Origin of the sequence: Streptomyces tatrensis, from assembly GCF_049310065.1 — a bacterium.
Taxonomy (GTDB): Bacteria; Actinomycetota; Actinomycetes; order Streptomycetales; family Streptomycetaceae; genus Streptomyces.
In genome coordinates this window covers 4,195,799-4,217,292 of the sequence record NZ_JBMDLB010000011.1, presented here as the reverse complement: position 1 = coordinate 4,217,292, position 21,494 = coordinate 4,195,799, and the positions used below count along the sequence as shown (strand labels likewise).

The 21,494-nt window shown below is 71.0% G+C and carries 20 protein-coding genes; 10 read left to right on the top strand and 10 right to left on the bottom strand.

Translation table 11 applies throughout. The features are described from left to right. Positions 1-54: 54 nt before the first annotated feature. The 7 genes from ACODT5_RS34780 to ACODT5_RS34750 form a co-directional block, all read right to left on the bottom strand. Positions 55-945 carry a DNA alkylation repair protein gene (locus ACODT5_RS34780; RefSeq protein WP_422523064.1) on the bottom strand — a complete coding sequence of 297 codons (891 nt, stop codon included), beginning with the start codon at positions 943-945 and terminating at the stop codon, positions 55-57. A gap of 5 nt (positions 946-950) precedes the next feature. Continuing rightward, positions 951-2,231, bottom strand: a complete 1,281-nt coding sequence (locus tag ACODT5_RS34775) for an MFS transporter (RefSeq protein WP_422523063.1) — start codon at positions 2,229-2,231, stop codon at positions 951-953. After that, on the bottom strand, positions 2,228-2,767 hold the full coding sequence (locus ACODT5_RS34770; protein WP_422523062.1) for an ArsR/SmtB family transcription factor: 540 nt from the start codon (positions 2,765-2,767) through the stop codon (positions 2,228-2,230). The genes ACODT5_RS34775 and ACODT5_RS34770 overlap by 4 nt, the downstream gene beginning before the upstream one ends. 114 nt (positions 2,768-2,881) lie before the next feature. Beyond that, a complete protein-coding gene (locus ACODT5_RS34765; RefSeq protein ID WP_422523061.1) occupies positions 2,882-4,162 on the bottom strand; it encodes an ABC transporter permease in 1,281 nt (426 codons plus the stop codon). Continuing rightward, positions 4,162-4,914, bottom strand: coding sequence for an ABC transporter ATP-binding protein (locus ACODT5_RS34760; RefSeq protein ID WP_422523060.1), 753 nt, complete (start codon positions 4,912-4,914; stop codon positions 4,162-4,164). Before ACODT5_RS34760 ends, ACODT5_RS34765 begins: the two co-directional genes overlap by 1 nt. Beyond that, positions 4,911-6,119 (bottom strand): peptidoglycan-binding protein, encoded by a 1,209-nt coding sequence (locus ACODT5_RS34755; protein ID WP_422523059.1) that lies wholly within the window; start codon positions 6,117-6,119, stop codon positions 4,911-4,913. Before ACODT5_RS34755 ends, ACODT5_RS34760 begins: the two co-directional genes overlap by 4 nt. Further along, positions 6,116-6,634, bottom strand: a complete 519-nt coding sequence (locus tag ACODT5_RS34750; RefSeq protein ID WP_422523058.1) for a hypothetical protein — start codon at positions 6,632-6,634, stop codon at positions 6,116-6,118. Before ACODT5_RS34750 ends, ACODT5_RS34755 begins: the two co-directional genes overlap by 4 nt. A 90-nt stretch (positions 6,635-6,724) precedes the next feature. Here ACODT5_RS34750 and ACODT5_RS34745 point away from each other — a divergent pair, with 90 nt between their 5' ends. The 3 genes from ACODT5_RS34745 to ACODT5_RS34735 are packed head-to-tail and all read left to right on the top strand — an operon-like array spanning position 6,725 to position 9,606. After that, a complete protein-coding gene (locus tag ACODT5_RS34745) occupies positions 6,725-7,408 on the top strand; it encodes a response regulator transcription factor (protein WP_422523057.1) in 684 nt (227 codons plus the stop codon). Continuing rightward, positions 7,405-8,673, top strand: coding sequence for a sensor histidine kinase (locus ACODT5_RS34740; RefSeq protein WP_422523056.1), 1,269 nt, complete (start codon positions 7,405-7,407; stop codon positions 8,671-8,673). The genes ACODT5_RS34745 and ACODT5_RS34740 overlap by 4 nt, the downstream gene beginning before the upstream one ends. A gap of 42 nt (positions 8,674-8,715) precedes the next feature. Further along, on the top strand, positions 8,716-9,606 hold the full coding sequence (locus ACODT5_RS34735) for a hypothetical protein (protein ID WP_422523055.1): 891 nt from the start codon (positions 8,716-8,718) through the stop codon (positions 9,604-9,606). Here the strand turns inward: ACODT5_RS34735 and ACODT5_RS34730 are convergent. Further along, positions 9,578-10,240 carry a transmembrane-type terpene cyclase gene (locus ACODT5_RS34730; RefSeq protein ID WP_422523054.1) on the bottom strand — a complete coding sequence of 221 codons (663 nt, stop codon included), beginning with the start codon at positions 10,238-10,240 and terminating at the stop codon, positions 9,578-9,580. The genes ACODT5_RS34735 and ACODT5_RS34730 overlap by 29 nt on opposite strands. A 174-nt stretch (positions 10,241-10,414) precedes the next feature. Here ACODT5_RS34730 and ACODT5_RS34725 point away from each other — a divergent pair, with 174 nt between their 5' ends. The 7 genes from ACODT5_RS34725 to ACODT5_RS34695 all read left to right on the top strand — a co-directional run bounded on the left by ACODT5_RS34725 (position 10,415) and on the right by ACODT5_RS34695 (position 20,567). After that, a complete protein-coding gene (locus ACODT5_RS34725) occupies positions 10,415-11,665 on the top strand; it encodes an FG-GAP-like repeat-containing protein (protein WP_422523053.1) in 1,251 nt (416 codons plus the stop codon). 513 nt (positions 11,666-12,178) lie between these two features. After that, the gene (locus tag ACODT5_RS34720; protein ID WP_422523052.1) at positions 12,179-13,126 is read left to right on the top strand and encodes an LLM class F420-dependent oxidoreductase; all 948 of its coding nucleotides are present in this window, start codon (positions 12,179-12,181) and stop codon (positions 13,124-13,126) included. Between the two features lie 16 nt (positions 13,127-13,142). Then, positions 13,143-13,928, top strand: coding sequence for an SDR family NAD(P)-dependent oxidoreductase (locus tag ACODT5_RS34715; protein WP_422523051.1), 786 nt, complete (start codon positions 13,143-13,145; stop codon positions 13,926-13,928). Between the two features lie 115 nt (positions 13,929-14,043). Continuing rightward, positions 14,044-15,171, top strand: coding sequence for an LLM class flavin-dependent oxidoreductase (locus ACODT5_RS34710; protein WP_422523050.1), 1,128 nt, complete (start codon positions 14,044-14,046; stop codon positions 15,169-15,171). Between the two features lie 390 nt (positions 15,172-15,561). Continuing rightward, the gene (locus tag ACODT5_RS34705) at positions 15,562-17,301 is read left to right on the top strand and encodes an N-acyl-D-amino-acid deacylase family protein (RefSeq protein ID WP_422523049.1); all 1,740 of its coding nucleotides are present in this window, start codon (positions 15,562-15,564) and stop codon (positions 17,299-17,301) included. Beyond that, on the top strand, positions 17,298-18,773 hold the full coding sequence (locus ACODT5_RS34700; RefSeq protein ID WP_422523048.1) for an aldehyde dehydrogenase family protein: 1,476 nt from the start codon (positions 17,298-17,300) through the stop codon (positions 18,771-18,773). Before ACODT5_RS34705 ends, ACODT5_RS34700 begins: the two co-directional genes overlap by 4 nt. A 243-nt stretch (positions 18,774-19,016) precedes the next feature. Next, positions 19,017-20,567, top strand: a complete 1,551-nt coding sequence (locus tag ACODT5_RS34695; RefSeq protein ID WP_422523047.1) for an APC family permease — start codon at positions 19,017-19,019, stop codon at positions 20,565-20,567. Positions 20,568-20,685: 118 nt separating this feature from the next. On the opposite strand, the gene ACODT5_RS34690 is transcribed toward ACODT5_RS34695, so the two are convergent. Together ACODT5_RS34690 and ACODT5_RS34685 are read right to left on the bottom strand one after the other, a co-directional pair. Continuing rightward, positions 20,686-21,027, bottom strand: coding sequence for a helix-turn-helix domain-containing protein (locus tag ACODT5_RS34690; RefSeq protein ID WP_382756828.1), 342 nt, complete (start codon positions 21,025-21,027; stop codon positions 20,686-20,688). Further along, complete coding sequence (locus ACODT5_RS34685; protein ID WP_422523046.1) at positions 21,024-21,395, bottom strand: type II toxin-antitoxin system RelE/ParE family toxin; 372 nt, start codon at positions 21,393-21,395, stop codon at positions 21,024-21,026. The genes ACODT5_RS34690 and ACODT5_RS34685 overlap by 4 nt, the downstream gene beginning before the upstream one ends. Between the last annotated feature and the right edge of the window lie 99 nt (positions 21,396-21,494).

Sequence of the window (21,494 nt, the reverse complement as noted above, 5' to 3'; positions counted from 1 at the left end):
GCGGAGATGCTCACGCAGTGGGTGAGGGGTGTCCACTGCTTTACGGGCCGCCGCTCACCCAGACGTCGCGGCGTCCTTCCGGCGCACCAGTTCGGTGATCCAGGTGGGTGCGTACGGAGAGGTGCAGCCCGGGGGTGTCGGGTAGTCCTTCAGGACCTCCAGGCGCTCGCCGATGGCGAGTGCGCGGGTGCGGTACTCGGCGTGCTCGATGCCGATCTGGGCCAGGCAGTGGTTCATCGCCCACTGCAGGCGGTCGGGGGCGTCCTTCATCCGCGCCTCGATGACGTCGAGCAGTGCCGCGAGGTCCAGACCGTCGGGCTTCTTCGCCACCCGCTCGGTGGTCAGCGACCACCCCGCGCTAGGGCCTGTCGTCAAACTCCCGTCGTCGCCCGAAGGGCGGCCGCGCGGCGTCTGGTGCGTGCTCTCGGCGTGCCGGGCGGAGGCCTGCGTACTGGACGTACTTGGCTTTCGCCCGGTGCGGCGAGAGCGCGTGCCAGGCGTCGCGAGGCAGACGGGAGTTTGACGACAGGCCCTAGCGACCACGGGATCCGGATCGGCGAACCACGCGAGGCGCAGCTCTTCCGCGTGCGGGCTCTTCTTCACCACGTAGTTCACGAGCCAGTCGTGGACCTTGGGCCTGCGCGCCTCGCGCAGCATGGCGTCCAGCTCGTCCCGGCCGAAGGCCTTCGGGCGGCAGATCAGGAGCGCCAGGAGCCTGGCGGCCGTGTCACCCGTCTCCCAGAGCCGGCAGGCCAGTTCGTGCTGTGTCTTCAACCGCTTCGCGATCGCGCGCAGCTTGCCGAGGTTCACACCGTGGTCGTCACCGTGCTTCTCGTTCACCGCGCGCGCCTTCGGGTCCTCCAGTGCGGCCAGCTCGGCCATCACCGTCTCCGTCGTCTCCGTCGTCACCGTCTCGGCCACCACGGACTCCTCTCCCTCGCGCACGGGATTCAGCCTATGAGGGAATCCGCCTCAGCCGCCTTCGCAGCGTCGCGCAGTGCCGCCTCGACCCGGCGGTTGCTGGTCATGTTCGCCGTGATGGCGGTCATGGCGAGGAGGAGGCCGGCGGCGGCGTAGAGCGGGGTCCGTATGTCGTAGCTGGTGGCCAGCCAGCCGCCGAGGAAGGCGCCGAACGGGGCGGCGCACATGGCGAGCATGCGGGAGGTGGAGGCGACCCGGCCCATCAGGTGGGCGGGGACGATCGCCTGCCGGAGGGAGGGCGCGAGCACCATCGTGGCGCCCATGCCCGCTCCGCAGACGGCGAGCGCGAGGCCGGCGACGTACGGGTTCGGGGCGACGGCGAGGCCCAGGATGGCGAGTCCCTCGACTGCGGCTGTGCAGGTCAGCGCGGTGCCGGTGCCGAGGCGCCGGCCGAGGAAGGAGGCGATGCCCGCGCCGAGCAGGCCGCCGGTGGCCTCCGCCGTGAGGAGCAGGCCGAAGCCGAAGGTGTCGATGCCGAGGCGGTCGTGGGCGAAGAGGGCGAGGACGGTCTCCACGGCGAGGAAGGCGATGTTCCCGACCGCCGGACGCAGTGCGAGACCGAGCAGCAGCCGGTCCTTGAAGACGTACGAGGCTCCGGCGCGTGCCTGCCGCAGCAGCGACTCGCGGGCCTCCGGCCGTACGGGGGCAGGCAAGGCGGGCAGTGACCGTACGAGCAGTGCGGAGACCGCGAACGACAGGGCGTCGGCGAGCAGCGGAACCGCCCGGCCGAGCGCGAGCAGGGCGCTGCCCGCGGGCGGTCCCGCGAAGCCGGAGGCGGCGGTCTGGGTGCCCCGTAGGCGGGAGTTGGCGCGCTCCAGGAGCGCGGGGTCGCGGCCGAGCAGGTCCGGCAGGTAGGCCGTGGCGGCGGTGTCGAAGAAGAGTCCGCCGAGGCCGAGCAGGAAGGCGACGGCCGCGAGCAGCGGAATGCTCAGCACGTCGAGCACGGCGGCTGCCACCGGTATCACGAGCAGCACCGCGCGTCCCGCGTCGGCGACCCACATGGTGCGCCGGCGGTCCCAGCGGTCCACCAGGGCGCCGCCGAGCACCCCGAAGAGCAGCCACGGCAGCGTTCCGACGGCGGTGACGACGGCGAGCGCCATCGGATCCCGCGTCAGGGTGAGCGCGATCAGCGGCAGTGCGGCGTGCATCACCCCGTCACCGAGGGAGGACACGGTCTGTGCGGTCCACAGTCGTCCGAAGCCGACCGGGAACTTCTTGATGTCCGAGATCTCCGAGATGTCCGAGGTCACTTGGCATCCCCTCCGACCTGCCGGCGCGGTGCCGGGTGGAACAGTGCGAAGACGAGTGACGCGTCCGGCAGCGACGGATCGGACAGCTCCCGGTACTCGTCCGCCAGCGCCGCCAGTCGCGCACCCAGCTCCGCGAACTGCTCCTCGGTGAGGCGCAGATGAGCCATCCGTACGTGCCGTTCGGCGTCGGGCGACGCCGCCTCCAGGTCCGCCACCGCATGCCGCATCAGCACGTCGGGTCCTCCTTCGCCCGGGTCCGGCAGTACGAGCCCCCGCGCGGCCATCGCGTAGTACCGCTCGGTGACTCCCCGGACCTTCCGCGTCCGCACCACCTTGATCAGGCCGGCCCGTTCGAGCAGTCGTACGTGGTAGCTGGAACTCCCCTTCGCGAGGCCCACGCGCTCGGCGATCTGCGTGATCGTCGCGGGCTCGAAGCGGAGGACGGCCATGATCCGGTGGCGCGTCAGGTTGGAGACGGCGCGCAGCTGTTCGTCGGTGGTGACGTGGAGGGTCTCGGGGAGATCGTCTGTAGGCATGTGCCCAATGGTCAACACTTCTTGACCATTGGGCAAGGGGGTTTCTCCTACGGATTTCCGGACGCCCGGAGTCCGGAAATCCGGAGGTCCGGAGTCCGGTCGGCCCTCCCCGCCCTACCCCGCCTGCAGCGCCAGCGTCGGCGACAGCTTCGCCGCGCGGACCGCCGGGTAGAGGCCCGCCACCGTGCCGATGGCCAGGGTCGATGCGAAGCCGCCCGTGACGGCCCAGAGGGGGACCACCCAGGGGAGGTCGCCGGCCCGGGCGTACACCGCCGTGGCCGCGCCGCCCAGCACGATGCCCGCCAGGCCGCCCAGGCCCGACAGCAGCAGGGACTCCGTGACGAACTGGATGCGGATCTGGCCCTTGGTGGCGCCCAGGGAGCGGCGCAGGCCGATCTCGTGGCGGCGTTCCAGCACCGAGATGATCATGGTGTTGGCCACCCCGACCCCGCCCACCAGCAGGGCGATGCCGCCCAGGCCGAGGAGCAGGGTGCTGAAGGCGCCCTCGGTGGCGGCCTTCGCCTGGAGGGCCGCCGACGGGTCCGTGACCGCGACCGTGCTCGGGCTCTCCGGGTTGGCCGTCTTGGCCATGAGGCCCCGGACCTGCTGGACGCGGTCGTCGGCGGAGCGCTCGTAGACGGACGTGGGGTGGCCGTCGAAGCCCAGGAGGCTCTGGGCGGCGTCCCAGCCGATGAGTGCCGAGCGCTCGATATCCGGGGCGAGGGGGATCGGGTCGAGGATGCCGATGACGGTGAAGTACTCGCCGCCGATGAAGACCTGCCCGCCCGGCCCGGTGATGCCCAGGCGCTCGGCGGTGACGTGTCCGAGGACCACGGACGGGTAGCGGCCCGTCGCGTCGTTGAGCCAGCTCCCGCTGTGCATCCGGGCCCGGAGCGTCTTCAGGAGCTCGTCCTTCGCCGCCTTGAGCGCGATGCCGTTGGTCTCCTCCTTCGGGATGTTCTCGCTGCGGCGGACGGACTCCTTCACGTCGCCCGTCGTGCCGACCGACTCGACCCCGTCGATCCGGGCGATCATGCCGGGGGCGTCCTTCGGCAGCTTGGTGTCCTGTCCCGAGAACATGGAGGGGGCGGGGGTGGCGACCATCATGTTCGTGCCGAGCTTGTCGAGTTCCTGGAGCAGCTTGGCCTGGCTCGACGAGGAGATGCCGACGACCGCGATCATCGTCGCGATGCCGATCGCGATCCCGAGCGCGGACAGGAACACGCGCATGGGCCGCGAGCGCAGCCCCGCCGATCCCACGTGGAACACGTCCCTGGGACCGAGGCGCGGCGGAGACAGCCTGCGGGCCCTCTGCTCGGCGCGGCGGGCCCTCCTCTCGCCGCCGCGCGCCTTCTCCTCGGCCGCGCGGGGCTTCGTACGGGTACCGGAACCCATTACGCGCCCACCCCCAGCGTGTCCGCGTCCGTGTCCGATGGCGCGTCAGCGTCAGCGTCAGCGTTCGCGTTCCACACGTCCGCCACGATCTCGCCGTCGCGGATGCGGACCTGCCGGGGCAGGCTCGCCGCGATCTCGTTGTCGTGGGTGATCACGGCGATGGTGGCCCCGTCCTGGTTGAGCTCGTGCAGCAGTTCCATCACCGACTCGCCGGACGCCGTGTCCAGGGCGCCCGTCGGCTCGTCGGCGAGCAGCAGGTCCGGTTCGCCCGCCACCGCGCGGGCGATGGCCACGCGCTGCTTCTGGCCGCCGGACAGTTCGTGCGGCCGGTGGTCCATGCGGTCGCCGAGGCCGACGCGCTCCAGGGCGCGTTCCGCCCGCCGTCCGCGTTCGGCGCGGGACAGGCCGGAGTAGAGGAGTCCCTCGGCGACGTTGGCCCGGGCGCTGATGCCCGGTACCAGGTGGAAGGACTGGAACACGAAGCCGACGTGGCGGGAGCGCAGGGCCGACAGGGAGCGGTCGGAGAGGCTCGCGATGTCGTACCCGGCGATGGCGACGCGGCCGGCGGTCGGCCGGTCGAGGGTTCCGACGATGTGCAGGAGCGTGGATTTGCCGGAACCCGACGGTCCTACGATGGCGAGGAGTTCGCCGTTCAGGACGGTGAGGTCGACTCCGCGCAGGGCCGCGACCCCGCCGGGGTACTCCTTGGTGACTCCGGTCAGTTCGACGACCGCGTGGGCGTGCTTGTTCATGACGTGGGGACTCCTACGAGCATGCCCTCCTTGAGGGCGTCCCCCTTCACCTCCACCCGGCCCTGGCCGAACATGCCGAGCTCGACCTTGACCTCGCGGACCTTGCCGTCCTCGACGACCTGGACTCCGAAGCCGCCCTCGGCGAGGGCGAGGAGCGAGTTGACCGGTACGGAGAGCACCCCCTTGCGGACCTCGCCCGTCAGGCCCACCGAGACCGGGGACTGGTCGGGGCCCGTGGCCTCGGCGGGGTTGTCGAGGGCGACCTCGACGTCGACCTTCGGCTTCTTGTCGCCGCCTCCGCCACCGCCCCCGCCGCCCGAGGACGGGTCGTCACCGTTGGCGGTGGCGCCGATCGAGCTGATCTTGCCCTTGCCGGTGCCCCCGCCGGGCAGGCTCACGGTCACCGGGTCGCCGGTCTTGACCTTGCCCGCCTTGGTCACGTCGAGCTGGAGGCGCACCATCCGCTCGGTGCCGGTCAGGGTCATGACGGGCTTGCCGGCGGCCGCCTCGTCGCCGACCGCCATGTCGTTCTTCTGGATCCGCTGGGGTCCGGAGGCGAAGGCGATGTCGCCCTTGCCGACCTCGCCCGTCTCCTTCGCCTTGTGGGACTTCTGCCAGCGCTTGACGGCGGTGGCCGTCCCGGCGGTGAAGGTGCCGTCCGTGGCGTCCAGGCCGGTGCCGAAGCCGAGGGCCTGGAGGTTCTGCTTGAGCTGTTTGACGTCCTCGCCCTTGTCCCCGGACTTCAGGGACCGGTACATGGGCGTGGCGCCGTACAGCAGGCGCACCGGCTTGCCGTTGACCTCGTAGAGCTTGCCGTCACGCTCTACGGAGGAGCCGGCGGGCGCCACCCAGGTCAGGGTGGCGGAGCCGGAGCCCGACCCGGAGCCCGCCCCCGCCCCGCCCGCGCCGGGGGCTCCGCCCGTCCCGCCCGCCCCGCCCGGCGCGTCCGCGCCCACCGCGTTGAGCTTGCGTTCCTTCGCGAAGCCGAGCGTCCCGTCGGCCTTGAAGCCGGAGCTCAGGTCGCTGCGCGTGACCGGGGACGTGGCCCCCGGCAGCCCGTCCGCGCGGTCCTGCTTCGAGCCGCCGCCGCCGCTGCCGCCGCTGCCGCCGTCCGTCCCGGCCTGGGCGACGACCGCGTACCCGCCGCCCGTGACGGCGAGCACGACGGCCAGCGAGCCCAGGAGCCACCTCCCGCGCTTCCTCACTGGTCGGCGCTGCACTTGTTCAGCTGGGCCATGAAGGCGTCCTTGTCGGCGCCCTCGGGTATCGAGAACCCGGACCGCGCGTTCCCGTTGAACTCCGGGTCCGGCATGTCGAAGCCGTTGTCCCGCATGCACTTGGCCTGCTTCAGGGCCTTGTCCTTCTCCGCCTGCGGGACCTCGCCGCCGGAGCCGGGACCCTTCATCCCGCACTTGTCCATGGCCTTCTTCAGGACCTCCTGGTCCATGCCCGCGCCCAGCGTCATGCCGCGCGGGTCCTCGCCGGGCTTCGGGTCGGGGGCGTCGACGCCGTTCTCGCGCAGGCACTTGCGCATCTTGAGGGCGTTGTCGGCGTCAGCGCCGCCACCGCCGCCGCTGCCGCCCGTGCCGCTCGAGTTCGAGGAGTCGTTCTTCTCGTCCTTCTTTCCGTCGGAGCCGCCGGCGCCGCCCGTGCACGCGGTGACGAAGAGGGTGAGGCCGGTGAGGAGCGCGGCCGTGGTCATGGTCGTGGATCGCTTCATGGGCCCGAGCCTGCGCGAACAGCGGGTTTCGCTTCTCTAACGGCTCGTGCTTACAACGGCGAAATGCCCCTCTCCGGTAAAGAGGACGCCATGCGAGTTCTGGTGGTGGAGGACGAGGAGTTCCTGCGGGAGATGATCGCCGAGGGGCTGCGCGGCGACGCGCTGGCCGTCGACGAGGCGAGCGACGGCCTGGAGGCCCTGAACCGGCTGCGGCTGGGCGCGTACGACGTCCTGATCCTCGACCGCGACCTGCCCGGCCTGCACGGCGACGAGGTCTGCCGCCAGGTGGTGCGCGAGCGGCTGCTGACCCGCGTCCTGATGCTGACCGCCTCCGGGACCGTGCGCGACCGGGTGGAGGGCCTCGGCCTCGGCGCCGACGACTACCTCACCAAGCCCTTCGCCTACGACGAGCTGCTCGCCCGCGTCCTGGCGCTGGGCCGGCGCGCCCAGCCGGCCCTGCCGCCCGTGCTGGAGCGGGCGGGGGTGGCCGTGGACGTCGCGCGGCGCACCGCCACCCGGGAGGGGCGCAGGCTGGCGCTGTCCCGCAAGGAGTTCGCCGTGCTGGAGTCGCTGCTGCGCGCCGAGGGTGCGGTCCTCAGCAGCGACGACCTGATCGAGCAAGTCTGGGAGGAGGACACCTCGTACAGCACCAACGCGGTACGGGTGACCCTGAGCAAGCTGCGCGCCAAGCTGGGGGAGCCGCCGCTGATCGAGACCGTCCCGGGCGCCGGGTACCGGATCGGTGACGACCACCGGATCGGTGATCCACGATGAGAGCAGTGCTCCACTCCGAGCGCGCCCGTCTCACCGTCCTCTACGGCTCCCTGCTGCTCCTCGCGGGCGGCGGCCTCATCGCACTGATCAACATCCTGCTCCGCAACGGCCTCTACAGCCGCATCAGCGGCGCCGTCACCACCACCAACATCGTCCCGGCCACCCCCCGCGGCCAGGGCACCCTGCCGCCCACGATCCCGGGCCAGCGCCTGCCGATCCCCGCCGAGAAGCTCGACTCCGGCGCCACCCCCAGCCCCGAACAGCTCGAACAGTGGCGGGCCACCCGCAACCTGACCGCGGCCGTCGAGCAGGCCACCCTCCACGAGCTCCTGATCGTCTCCCTCCTCGCCCTCGCCGTCTTCGCCGTCCTGTCCATCTGGCTGGCCTGGTGGATGGCCGGCCGCGTCCTGCGCCCCGTCGGAGTGATCACCGAGACGGCCCGGCGGCTGTCCGGCGCCAACCTCCACGAGCGGATCGGCCTGAAGGCCCCGCCCGGCGAACTCAAACGCCTGGCGGACACCTTCGACGGGATGCTCGACCGGATGGAGGACCTGGTCGGGGCGCAGCGCCGGTTCGCCGCGAACGCCGCCCACGAGCTGCGCACCCCGCTCGCCGTGCAGCGGGCGGCCGCCGAGATCGGGCTGGCGGGGGAGCCGCCGCCGGAGAAGGTGGCCCGGATCCGCTCCAAGCTCATCGAGGTCGCGGACTCCAGTCAGCACCTCGTCGAGTCGCTGCTCCTGCTCGCCGTCTCGGAGGAGGGTCTGGAGGCGACGGAGCCGGTGGACCTGGCGGGTCTCGCGGAGGCGGAGCTGGCGGGCATCGAGGGGACGGTCCCTCAGGACCTGGTGGTCGTACGGGATCTCGGGCCGCTGACCGTGGCGGGCGACCGGACCCTGCTGGGCCACCTCGTACGGAACCTGCTGGCCAATGCCGTACGGCACAACCGCGCGGGCGGCCGCCTGGAGGTGGCGACCTCCCGGGAGGGGGTGCTGACGGTCTCCAACACCGGTCCGGTGATAGAGCCGGCGGACGTGCCGCGGCTGCTGGAGCCCTTCCGGCGGCGGGCGGAGCGGCAGCACACGGCGGGCGAGGGCGCCGGGTTGGGGCTCTCGATCGTCGCGTCGATCGCCCGGGCGCACGGCGCGGAACTGACGGCGCGGGCCAATCCGGCGCCGGGTGGCGGGCTGATGGTCCGGGTCTGGTTCCCGGCCGAACCGCCCGCGCCACCGGCGGCGCGACCCGCCGAGGAAACGCCGGGAGCTTGACCGGTCAACAAAAATGAAGATCGGCTGTGTACGGTCGGGTCAATGAGCAAGCACGCCCGAGCCGGCTCCCGCGCGTCCCGCCCGTCCCGTACACCCGGGGCGTCCCGCCCGACCCGGCGCTTCCGCGCCGGTGGTGCGCGGCGCGCCGGCGGCGCCGCGCGCGGTTCCCGCGGCGCCTTCGGCTCGCGCCCGCTCGCCTTCGCGGCCGCCCTGGGGCTGCTCGGCTTCGGCGTCGGCTGGGCGTACCTCGCGCAGGACCCGCCGGCCAACGCCGCGGCCCTGGCCGCCTCCGATGCCCGCCCCCCGGCCGAGGAGCGGGCCGCGCGGGCCGCCGAGCGCGACCCCTTCCAGGGCCTGCCCGAGGTCAGCGAGCAGACCCGGGCGAAGATCCCCGCGGACGCCCGCCAGCTGATCCTGGTCACCGGCAAGGCCAAGAACTCCTCGGAGTCCACCGCGGCCCTCTACACCCGTCCGGAGACCGGCGCCGACTGGCTGAAGAGCCACAGCTGGCCCGCGCGCAACGGAGCCAAGGGCTGGTCCACGGAGCGTACGTACGGGGACCTGACCTCCCCCGAGGGCGTGTTCGCGCTGACCGACGCGGGCGGGCTGCTGGCGAAGCCGCCGGGCACGAAGTTCCCGTACGACCAGGACGCCTCCTTCGTGGCGACGGGCCGCGGGGTCAACGGGGAGTCGCTGCTCGGCTCCTTCGACTACGTCGTCGCCATCGACTTCAACCGCAAGACGGGAGTGAGCCCCCTCGACCCGACGAAGCCGGACGGCGAGGACAAGGGCGGCAACATCTGGCTCCACGTGGACCACGACGGCCCCTCGCAGGGCTGCGTGGGCATCCCGAAGGCCGCGATGAAGCAGGTCCTTCAGACCCTCGACCCGGCGGCGAAGCCGGTCATCGTGATGGGGCCGCAGGGCTTCTGAGGTCCGCTTCCTCGAGGTCCGTCTTCCCGCCCGCCGGGTTCCGGGCCAGCAGCGCGATGTACGCGAGGTCGAAGACCGCGCACATCAGCCCCAGGCCGAGGATGAACGGGGCGTCCTCGATGACGCCGAAGAGGAAGGTCGGCGCGAGCGTGCCGATCCATTTGGCGACCGCGATGACCAGGGACTGTCCGAGCGGGCCGCGCCGGCTCGCGTAGAGGGCGATGAACAGCCCGGACATCAGCAGGTTCTGCAGGAACGCCGAGTACCGGCTCGCGTCGTGCGCGCCGAAGTGGGCGAGGAAGAGCCACTGCACGGCGAAGGCGCTCGCGAAGAGGAGCACCGTCCAGACGGCGAACAGCGGCCGGGTCACGAAGCCGGGCAGCTCGGCCCGCCCGTAGCGCAGGTACGTGTACACGATGACGATGTCGGCGAGGGCCCACACCACGTTGACGACGCCCTGGGCCGAGAGGCCGGTACGGATGTCGTTGACGGCGTAGGTCGACTCCCACGCGAAGTTCAGCGCGAGCGCCGCGACCGGCATCGCGTACGTCCGGTCCCGCAGCCCCACCCGGATCGCCTCGGCGTACACGAGGGTCCACGCCACCCCGCTGACCAGCGTCAGAAACAGTTCCACGCGCGGCACCCTAGCGGTCGGCCTTGCACCTGCACAGCCTTTTGCGAGGCCCGCCGGTCCCGGTGCAAAGGGCCAGGTCTATGCTCCAGGCACTCGATTCCGCGTTCCGGAGGGGGGCCGTCTCCGGCGGGACCTGTGCGAACGCGGATGTTTCGTACGGATCCGGGGGATTCTGTGAGCCTTTCCATTCCGCGCGCCGTCCGCGGTGCGCTCGTCGCCACCGCCACGGCGCTCGCCACCACCGGCGGCCTGCTCGCCGCCGCCTCGTCCGCCGAGGCGGCGATCGGGTACGACCGCTGCGCCCCGGGGCAGGTCTGCGTGTTCAGCGGGTCGGCCGGCACGGGCTCCATGATGGTCCTCACGAAGAGCCTGCCCAGCCTCGGCGACTGGGACGACCGCATCAGCTCGATCGCCAACTACAGCACGTACACGGTGTGCTTGAGCGCCGGGCCGGACTACGAAGACTACGGCAGGTCGTACCCTGACGAAGAGGTGTCCTTGGCCGAGCGCGACCGCCCGGATCTGGACAACAACATCAGCTCGATCGAGCTCTTTCACGGGCAGGCGGACGATTGCGGTCTGGCCTACTACCCCTCGACATGGCATGACCAGTCGCCGCGGGTGCGTCCCTTCTCCACGGCCGCCGAGAAGGCCTTCGGCGACCTCAACGGTGACGACCGTGCCGACCTGCTCGCCCGCAACCGCTACAGCGAGGTCTGGTACTGGGCCCCCGCACATGAGTGGCCCGTGACCGACACGTTCGAACGCATTCGCACCGGCTGGACCGGGATGAGCCAGATGCTGCGCCACGGCGACTACAACGGAGACGGAAGCGAGGACGTGTTCGCCCGGGACAAGAGCGGCATCCTGTGGTTCTACCCCGGCACCGGCTTCGGCACCAGCAAGCGCCTCGGTACGCGCGTCCAGCTCCCCGGCACGTGGAACGCAATGCGTGACATGGCTGCGGCCGGAGACCTGAACGGTGACGGCAAGCGGGATCTGCTCGCGGTCGACGCGGCCGGTGTGCTGTGGTCGTACCCGGGCAACGGGAAGGGTTCGTTCGGGACGCGCAAGAACCTCGGTGGCGGCTGGGGCGTGATGAACGAGCTGGTCGGTGCCGGTGACATGAACTCCGATCACCGCTCCGACCTCGTGGCGCGTGACACGACCGGTCGGCTGTGGCTCTACCCGGGCAACGGCCGCGGCGGCTTCGGCGACCGGCGCCTGATCGGCACCGGGGGCTGGAACGGCTTCAAGGAGCTGGTGGGGGTCGGTGACTACAACGGCGACGGGCACCCCGACCTCCTTGCGCACGCGCACCAGGACAACTCCGTACGCATGTACCCCGGGACGGGTGCATCGGACGGTCACCTCGGCCGCGCGGTGGCTGTCATCCAGACCTCGGACGCGCACCTCGTCTTCTGAGCCACGGCCGCCAGGCCACCTCGACGGCTCCATCATGGGCCGGTTCGACAACGGGATCAGCTCCATGCGGATCGCCACCATCGCACCGGCGCCCTGGGTGCGCGGCTGAACCTGGGCGCCGGCTGGAACGCCATGCGCGAGATCAGCGCGGCCGGCGACCTGACCGGTGACGGCAAGCGGGACCTACTGGCCCGCGACACGGCCGGTGTGCTGTGGATGTAGGCCTTCACGTACGCGGGCACCGGGACCGGCAGCCTGCGCGGCCCGGAGGCCGGCATGAGCTGGGACACGGCCGACCGGGTCCGCGTCTTCTGACACCGGGGGCTGCGGCCCCGAGTGTTCCGACCCCGCGCCTCCGGGCGCGGGGTCGGACGTGTTTCCGGGCCCGTGCTCCCGGCCCGTGCTCCGGGCCCGTCTTCGCGCCTACCCCTTGCCTGACGACCCGTCAGCTACGACGATGGCCCCCGCACCGGTATGACGAATCGGCAGTCGAGGACGAGGCGGGTACGGCCCATGGCGCGCGTGTTTCCGGAAGGTCGGCTGGTCTACGGGATGCAGCTCCCGATCCAGTCGCAGAGCACCATCTACGCCGAGCCCTGGGAGGCCACGGCCGGCGCGGCCGACCTCGCCGCGGTGGCCAGGGCCGCCGACCGGGCCGGCTTCGGCTACGTCGCCACCTGCGACCACGTGGCCATCCCGCGGCACATGGCCGGCCCCATGAGCACCATCTGGTACGACCCCATAGCCACCCTCTCCTTCCTGGCCGGGATCACCGAGAACGTGCGGCTGCTGAGCCACGTCGCGATCCTGGGCCTGCGCCACCCGCTGCTCAGCGCCAAGCAGTACGCCACCGTCGACCACCTCTCCGGCGGCCGGCTGATCCTCGGCGTCGGCGCCGGGCACGTGAAGGAGGAGTTCGAGGTGCTCGGCGTGGACTTCGCGCGCCGCGGAGCCGTCCTCGACGAGACCCTCGACGCGCTGCGCGCCGCGCTGGGCCCCGAGGAGTACCCGGAGTTCGAGGGCGAGCTGTTCTCCTTCAAGGACCTCGGGCAGCTGCCCCGGCCCGTCCAGGCCCGGATCCCCGTCTGGGTGGGCGGCTCCTCGCCCGCCGCCGTCCGCCGGGCCGCCGTGCGCGGGGACGGCTGGCTCCCGCAGGGCGACCCGCTCGACAAGCTCCCGGCGCAGATCGCCCGGATCAAGGAGCTCCGCGCCGAGGCCGGGGTCGCCGGACCCGTGGAGTTCGGCGCGATCACCGCGCCGCTGTACGTCGGCGAGCCCGGCTGGGACACCGGCCGGCGGACCCTCACCGGCAAGGCGGAGGCGCTCGCCGAGTCGCTGCGCGCGTACAAGGCGATCGGCATCGACCAGATCCAGGTCCGCTTCCGCAATCGCGACCGGGCCGAACTCATCGACCAGATCACGGCTTTCGGGTCCGAAGTGGGCCCGCTCCTCAACGACTAGCGACTAGGGGTACGGCATGGGCAAGCTGGACGGACGCGTCGTCATCATCACGGGTGCCGCGCGCGGCCAGGGCGAGCAGGAGGCCCGGCTCTTCGCCTCGGAGGGCGCCAAGGTGCTCCTGGGCGACGTACTGGACGAGCAGGGCGCGGCGGTCGCCAAGGACATCGGCGAGGACCGGGCCCGGTACGTACGGATGGACGTGAGCCGGGAGGAGGACTGGGCGGCCGCCATCGCGGTGGCCAAGGAGGCCTTCGGCCCGGTGAACGGCCTCGTCAACAACGCGGGCATCCTGCGCTTCAACGAACTGACCGCGACCCCGCTGGAGGAGTTCCAGCAGGTGGTCCAGGTCAACCAGGTCGGCGCCTTCCTCGGCATCAAGTCGGTGGCCCCGGAGATCGAGGCGGCCGGCGGCGGCACGATCGTCAACACCTCCTCGTACACCGGCCTGACGGGCATGGCGTACGTGGGCACGTACGCGGCGACCAAGGCGGCGATCCTCGGTCTGACCCGGGTGGCCGCGCTGGAGCTGGCCGCGAAGAACATCCGGGTCAACGCGATGTGCCCGGGGGCCGTGGACACCCCCATGGCCACCCCCGGGCACGTGAACCCGGCGGACCTGCCGCAGGAGGCCAAGGACGCCATGGCGGAGCTCTACAAGCGCGTGGTGCCGATGGGCCGGGTGGGGCAGCCGGAGGAGATAGCCAAGCTGGCGCTGTTCCTGACCAGCGAGGACTCCTCGTACATCACCGGCCAGCCGTTCGTGATCGACGGCGGCTGGATGGCGGGCGTCAGCATCGCCTAGCTCCTGCCGACAGGATCTGATGGAGCGTCAGGTATTGACGCTCCCGCCCTCGCGATGGAACAGTCGTGACATCGAATCTGACGCAACGTCAGAAACAGAAGGACGGTGAATCCCCTTGGAATTCGGGCTCTTTGTGCAGGGATACGTGCCTGAGGCACGGTCCAAGGTCGACCCCGAGGCAGAGCACAAGGCGCTGATCGAGGAGACCGAGTACGTCATCCAGGCGGACAAGTCCGGGTTCAAGTACGCCTGGGCCTCCGAGCACCACTTCCTGGAGGAGTACTCGCACCTGTCGGCGAACGAGGTGTTCCTCGGGTACCTCGCTCACGCCACCGAGCGCATCCACCTCGGCTCCGGCATCTTCAACCCGCTCGCCCCGGTCAACCACCCGGTCAAGGTGGCCGAGAAGGTCACCATGCTCGACCACCTCTCCAAGGGGCGCTTCGAGTTCGGCACCGGCCGCGGCGCCGGCAGCCACGAGATCCTCGGCTTCCTCCCTGGCATCGAGAGCATGGACGGGACCAAGGAGATCTGGGAGGAGACCATCGCCGAGTTCCCCAAGATGTTCCTCCAGGAGGAGTACGAGGGGTTCCAGGGCAAGCACTGGTCGCTCCCGCCGCGCAAGATCTTCCCCAAGCCGTACGGCAAGGGCCACCCGGCCATGTGGTACGCCGCCGGCTCCCCGGCCTCGTACGCCATGGCGGCCAAGAAGGGCCTCGGAGTCCTCGGCTTCAGCGTCCAGAAGGTCTCCGACATGGCCTGGGTGCTGGACCAGTACAAGACCGCGATCCAGGAGGCGAAGGCGATCGGCGCCTTCGTCAACGACAACGTCATGGTCACCTCGACCGCGATCTGCGCCGAGACCCACGACAAGGCCGTCGAGATCGCCGTCAACGCCAACATGAACCGCTTCCAGTCGCTGGTCTTCCGCTACCACGACACCTTCCCGCGCCCCGAGATGATCCCCGAGTGGCCCGAGATCCTCCCCGAGTACAACGCGGAGATCATCGAGCTGCTGATCGCCGAGGAGCTGCTCATCTGCGGCGACCCGTCCGAGGTCCGCGCGCAGTGCAAGCGCTGGGAGGAGGCCGGCGCCGACCAGCTCTCCTTCGGTCTGCCGACCGGCGTCTCGCCCGAGGACACGATGACCACCATCAAGCTCATCGGCGAGCACGTCATCCCGCACATCGACACCGACCCGGTGCACCGCACGACCCGCTTCCGCGAGGCTTCGGGCGCCTGAGGCTGGGGCTTCTCAGGAACTGGGGCGGCGTCTTCCCGGACCGCCGCCCCGCAACCGGCCCCGGCCGGGGGTCGTACGGAGGCCGCGGCCGGCCGAAGACCCCCGACCGGGGCCCTGGGCGGTCCCCTGCGGCGCCGCTGCCGGGGACCAGCCCCCGGACCCCCGCTCCTCAAACGCCGGAGGGGCTGGATGTGGCTGATGCCGTCCGAGCGGGGCTCGAATTGCCCTGTGGGCAATCGAGCGGGGAGCGCGGCGAGCTGCCCGCACGTGCGGGCCGAGCGGGCCGGAAAATCAGCCCCGCCGGCGTTTGAGGCGCGGGGTCCGGGGCGGAGCCCCGGGAGCGGCGCCGCACCGCGACCGCGCACCGCAACCCAAGGCAGAGAGGACGTCATGCTCGACCATCTGATCAAGGGCGCCACCGTCGTGGACGGGACCGGCGCCCCGGCCCGCGTGGCCGACGTAGGGATACGCGACGGCCGGATCGCCGTCATCGCCGAGCCCGGCACCGTCACGGAAGAGGCCAGGACCACCGAGGACGCGACCGGCCTCGTCCTGACCCCCGGGTTCATCGACCCCCACACGCACTACGACGCCCAGCTCTTCTGGGACCCGTACGCGACCCCCTCCATGAACCACGGAGTGACCACCGTCGCGGGCGGCAACTGCGGATTCACCCTGGCCCCCCTCAACCCGGCCCGCCCGGAAGACGCCGACTACACCCGCCGCATGATGAGCAAGGTCGAGGGCATGGCGCTCAAGGCCCTCGAAGAGGGCGTCGACTGGACCTGGTCCACCTTCGGCGAGTACCTCGACGCGCTCGACGGCCGCATCGCCGTCAACGCCGGTTTCATGGTCGGCCACTGCGCGCTGCGCCGCCACGTCATGGGCGAGGACGCCGTCGGCGGCCAGCCCACCGAAGAGCAGATGCAGGCGATGCTCGACCTGTTCCACGACGCCATGAACGCCGGCGCCTGGGGCCTGTCGACCACCCAGTCCTCCACCCACTCCGACGGCTCCGGCGCCCCCGTCGCCTCCCGGCACGCCAAGCCCGAGGAGCTCCTCGCGCTCTCCCGCGCGGTCTCCGAGCACGAGGGCACCCAGCTCGAGGCGATCGTCGCGGGCTGCCTCGACCAGTTCGCCGACGAGGAGATCGATCTCTTCGTCGAGATGAGCGCCGCCGCCGGACGGCCCCTGAACTGGAACGTGCTCACCATCGACGCCTCCGTCCCCGAGCGCGTGCCGCGCCAGCTGATCCCCAGCGAGCGCGCCCGCAAGGCCGGCGGCCGCATCGTCGCGCTGACGATGCCGATCCTGACCCCCATGAACATGTCGCTGGGCACCTTCTGCGCCCTCAACCTCATCCCCGGCTGGGGCGAGATCCTGGGCCTGCCCGTCCCCGAGCGCATCGCGAAGCTCCGCGACGCCGACGTGCGCGCCGAGATGCTGGTCCGCGCGGCCAGCAAGGAGGCCGGGGTCTTCCGGCGCCTGGCCAACTTCGGGCGCTACGTCATCGGCGACACCTACAGCGAGGCCAACGAGGGACTGTCGGGCCGTGTCGTCAACGACATCGCGGCCGAGCGCGGCCAGGACGCCTTCCAGTGCCTGGTGGAGATCTGCGCCAACGACGACCTGCGTACGGTGCTCTGGCCCATGCCGACCGACAACGACCCGGCGAGCTGGGCGCTGCGCGCCGAGACCTGGCAGCACGAGGACGTCATGCTCGGCGGCTCCGACGCCGGCGCCCACCTGGACCGCATGTGCGGAGCCCCGTACACGACCCGCTTCCTCGGGGACTGCCTGCGCGGCCGCAAGCTGGTGCCGCTGGAGCAGGCGGTACGGATGCTCACCGACGACCCGGCCCAGCTGTTCGGGCTGCGCGAGCGCGGCCGGATCACCGAGGGCTTCCACGCGGACCTGGTGCTCTTCGACCCGGAGCGGATCGAGGCGGGACCCGCGACGCTCGTGCACGACCTGCCCGGGGACAGCCCGCGGCTGGACGCGCGGGCGATCGGCATGGTGTCCGTACGCGTCAACGGCGTGGAGACCATCCGCGACGACGAGGTGACGGGGGCGATCCCGGGGATCGTGCTCCGTTCGGGCCGGGACACGAGGACGGTGAGCACGCGATGACCGCGCAGGAAGCTCCGCAGAAGCTCTACATCGGCGGCGAGTGGGTCGAGCCGGCAGGCGGGCACTACGAGGTGGTCAACCCGGCCGACGAATCCGTCGTCGGCCTGGCCCCCGAGGCCTCGCGCGGCCAGGTCGAGGACGCGGCGCGCGCCGCGGCCGCGGCCTTCGAGGGCTGGTCCCGGACGAAGCCGGAGGAGCGGGCCGCGATCCTGGACCGGGCCGCGGACATCATCCAGCGCGAGTACGAGCCCTGGTCGGCGCTCGCCCAGGCCGAGACGGGCGCCCCCACCGGGATCGCGCGCGGCATGCAGGTCGGGGTGGGCGTGGCCCGCTTCCGCCGGTACGCGAAGGGCGCGCTGGAACCGGTCGAGCGCGGGCTGCCGCCGCAGGTCACCGAGGCCGGCCCGATGGGCGCGGCGAGCATCCTCGGGGCGCTGGAGGTACGCCAGCCGGTCGGGGTCGTCACCTGCATCACCTCGTACAACAACCCGTGGGCCAACCCGGCCGGCAAGGTGGCCCCGGCGCTGGCCATGGGCAACACGGTGGTGGTCAAGCCGGCCCCGCAGGACCCGCTGTCGGTGTTCCGGATGGCGCAGGCCCTGCACGAGGCCGGGGTCCCGGCGGGCGTGGTGAACGTGGTCTCCGGCACCTCCGTGGAGGTCGGCGAGGCGGCCGTGGACTCGCCGGACGTGGACATGGTGTCCTTCACCGGTTCCACGGGCGTCGGGCAGCGCATCGCCGAGGTCTGCGGCCGCACGATGAAGCGGCAGCTGATGGAGCTGGGCGGCAAGGGCGCGGCGATCGTCCTCGCGGACGCCGATCTGGACGCGGCGGTGATGGGGATCGGCACCACCTTCTCCTTCTACTCCGGGCAGATCTGCACGGCTCCGACCCGGGTGATCGTCCACCGGTCGGTGTACGAGCAGCTGGTGGAGAAGCTGCAGGGCTACCTGGCCTTCATGAAGGTCGGCGACCCGTCGGTGCGCGGCACCGTGGTGGGCCCGGTCATCTCGGCGGCGCACCGGGACCGCGTGGAGTCGTACGTAGAGCTGGGTAAGAAGGAGGGCGCCCGGATCGCCTTCGGCGGCGAGCGCCCGGTGGTCGGTACGGAGGGGAAGGGGTTCTACGTGGCCCCGACCCTCCTCGTCGACTGCACGAACGACATGCGCGTGGTCCGCGAGGAGATCTTCGGACCGGTGGTCGTGGTCGTCCCCTTCGACGGGGGCGAGGACGAGGCGGTGGCGCTGGCCAACGACAGCGACTTCGGTCTGATCAGCTACGTGTGGTCCGCGGACGCGGCGCGCGCCTTCCGCGTGGCGCGGCGGCTGCGGGCGGGCGGGGTCGGGGTGAACACCATCGGGCGGAACATGGAGGCGCCGTTCGGCGGCTTCAAGCGCTCGGGGGTGGGCCGGGACGTGGGCTCGTACGCACTGCACGCCTACAGCGAGATGCAGTCGATCGTATGGGCGTGACCACGGGCGTGACCAAAAATTGACCTGGAAAGTTTGAAACCGGCCAAAACGGACAGTGCTGCGGTTTCCGCATAGTGAAATCAAAGGTCCAGGCCTGCCGAAACGATGATCGGCAGGCCTGTGAACCTTGCATTACATCCTCATGAAGACTCTCGGTGTCGAGATTCCAAGGGCTTTGGGTGTGCGGCTGAGCGGACTTAAGTCCTCCAGATGTGGAAAACGCAGCGTCTAACGTCCTTACCCATGACACAGACGGATGTTCGGCCCCCGGCCGGAGACACGGTAGGCGGAGCCGCCGAGGGCGTGCGCGGCAAGGGGCTCGGCGGCAACTCCGTCGGCCTCATCGGCAACGCGGTGATCGGCGTCTCCACGGTCGCCCCGGTCTACTGCCTGACGGCGACCCTGGGCCCCACGGTCAGCGAGGTCGGCGTGCAGATGCCCGCCATCTTCCTGGCCGGATTCATACCCATGCTGCTGGTGGCCTTCGCCTACCGCGCCCTGAACAAGGCGATCCCCGACTGCGGCACGTCCTTCACCTGGACGGTCAAGGCCTTCGGCCCCCGCGTCGGCTGGATGTGCGGCTGGGGTCTGCTCGTCGCCACCGTCGTGGTGCTCTCCAACCTCGCGGGCGTGGCCACCAACTACTTCTACCTTCTCCTGGGCAGAGTGAGCGGCAGCGAGGATCTCGCCGCCCTGGACGGCAACAAGGCCATCCACATCGCCACCACCCTGACCTTCATCGCGGTCGCCACGGCCATCAGCTATCGAGGCATCACCGCGACCAAGTGGGTCCAGTACGTCCTGGTCGGGCTGCAGCTCACGGTGCTGGCGATCTTCGCCTTCATGGCCATCACCAAGGCCGACGAGGTCGCGGGCTCCCTCGACTTCTCCTGGTCCTGGATGAACCCCTTCGCCGTCGAGTCCCTCGCCGCCTTCACGGCCGGTCTCTCCCTGTCGATCTTCATCTACTGGGGCTGGGACGCCTGCCTGTCGGTCAACGAGGAGAGCATCGGCAGCGCCAAGACGCCCGGCCGCGCCGCGATGCTCGCCATGGTCGTCATCGTCGCCTCCTACATGGTCGTCGCCATCGCCTCCCAGATGTACGCCGGCGTCGGCACCGAGGGGAACGGCCTCGGCAACGAGGAGACCGCGGACAACGTCTTCGCCACCCTCGCCGAGCCGATCATGGGCTCGGGCCTCGACGTCCTGCTCTTCCTCGCAGTCGTCGCCTCCGCCGCCGCGAGCCTGCAGACCACCTTCATCCCGGTGGCGCGCACCGTCCTGTCGATGAGTACCTACGAAGCGCTGCCGTCCTCCTTCGCCAAGGTCCACCCCCGCTTCAAGACCCCGGGCCGCGCCACCGTCGCGGCAGGCGTCGCCACCGGCGTCTTCTACTCGGTGATGACCGTGATCAGCGAGAACGTGCTCATCGACACGATCTACGCCCTCGGCCTGATGATCTGCTTCTACTACTCGATCACGGCGTTCGCCTGCGTCTGGTTCTTCCGCTCGGAACTGCGCTCCTCGGTGCGCACCCTGTTCGTCAAGGGCGTCTTCCCGGCCGTCGGCGGCCTGATGCTCGCCGCGGTCTTCTTCCAGACGCTGTTCGACATGTGGGACCCGGCCTACGGCTCCGGCTCCTCGCTCTTCGGCATCGGCAGCGTCTTCATCATCGGAGTCGGCCTGCTGCTCCTGGGCGTGGTCGTCATGCTGATCACCGAACGCCGCAGCCCGGCCTTCTTCCGCGGCGAGGTCCTCACGAAGTCCACCCCGGCCCTGGTGATCCAGGACTGACCCCAGGGGGCCTCTGCCCCCTCAGCTGTGTCATGCGCGCCCGCGGCCCCGGATCGATCCTCCGATCCGGGGCCGCGGGCGTTGTCGGCTGTGGGTCAGCCGAGGGGCAGCGCGTAGGTCAGCCGAGGGTGTACTGCTCGTCGCCGAACTCGGCGACGATCTTCAGTTTGCCGCCGAGCGCACGGACGTAGGCGGCGAGGGTCTCGACCTCGCTGCGCTCCAGCTCGCCGTTCTCGATCCGGGAGACGCGCGCTTGGGTGACACCCATCGCTTCCGCGACCTGGACCTGGGTGGTGTGCTGCCGCTTGCGGACCTCCGCCAGCCGGTGGGCGCGCACGACAGAAATCATCTCCGCCGCCCCCCGGTCGATCTCCGCCTGCTCGGCGGGCGAGAAGGCGAACTCCTCGACGAGGTCGTCCCAGCGGGCAGCCTTGGCGCTGCGGTCGGGTGTCGGGCTCACGGGGTGTCCTCCTCCTGCTGTGTCACGTAGTCCTGGTACGCCGCCTCGGCCAGCGGGATGGACGAGCGGTACCAACCTTGCCAGTTGCCGGCCTTGTCCCCGCCGACGAGGAGAACTGCCCGCCGCAAGGGGTCGAAAACGAACAGTAGACGCACCTCGGTGGCGCCCGCGGACCCCGGCCTGAGCTCCTTGAGGTTGGCCAGCCGGGACCCTTTCACGGTGTCCACGAGGGGGCGCCCCATGGCGGGACCCTCCCGACGCAGAGCGGTGATGGCCTTGCTGATCTGGATGAGCGTAAGCCGATCGCTCTGGCGCAGTGTGTGCAGCCATGAGAGAGCGGGTTCCACGACGATCACTTCCCAGTCCACGGACCTTCCCTACGATTATGACCCATGCGACATATTGCGCAAGAGTTATATCGCGGATGGAGGGGTTGCCGGTGATGTTCCGATTCGGGGGCTCCCCCT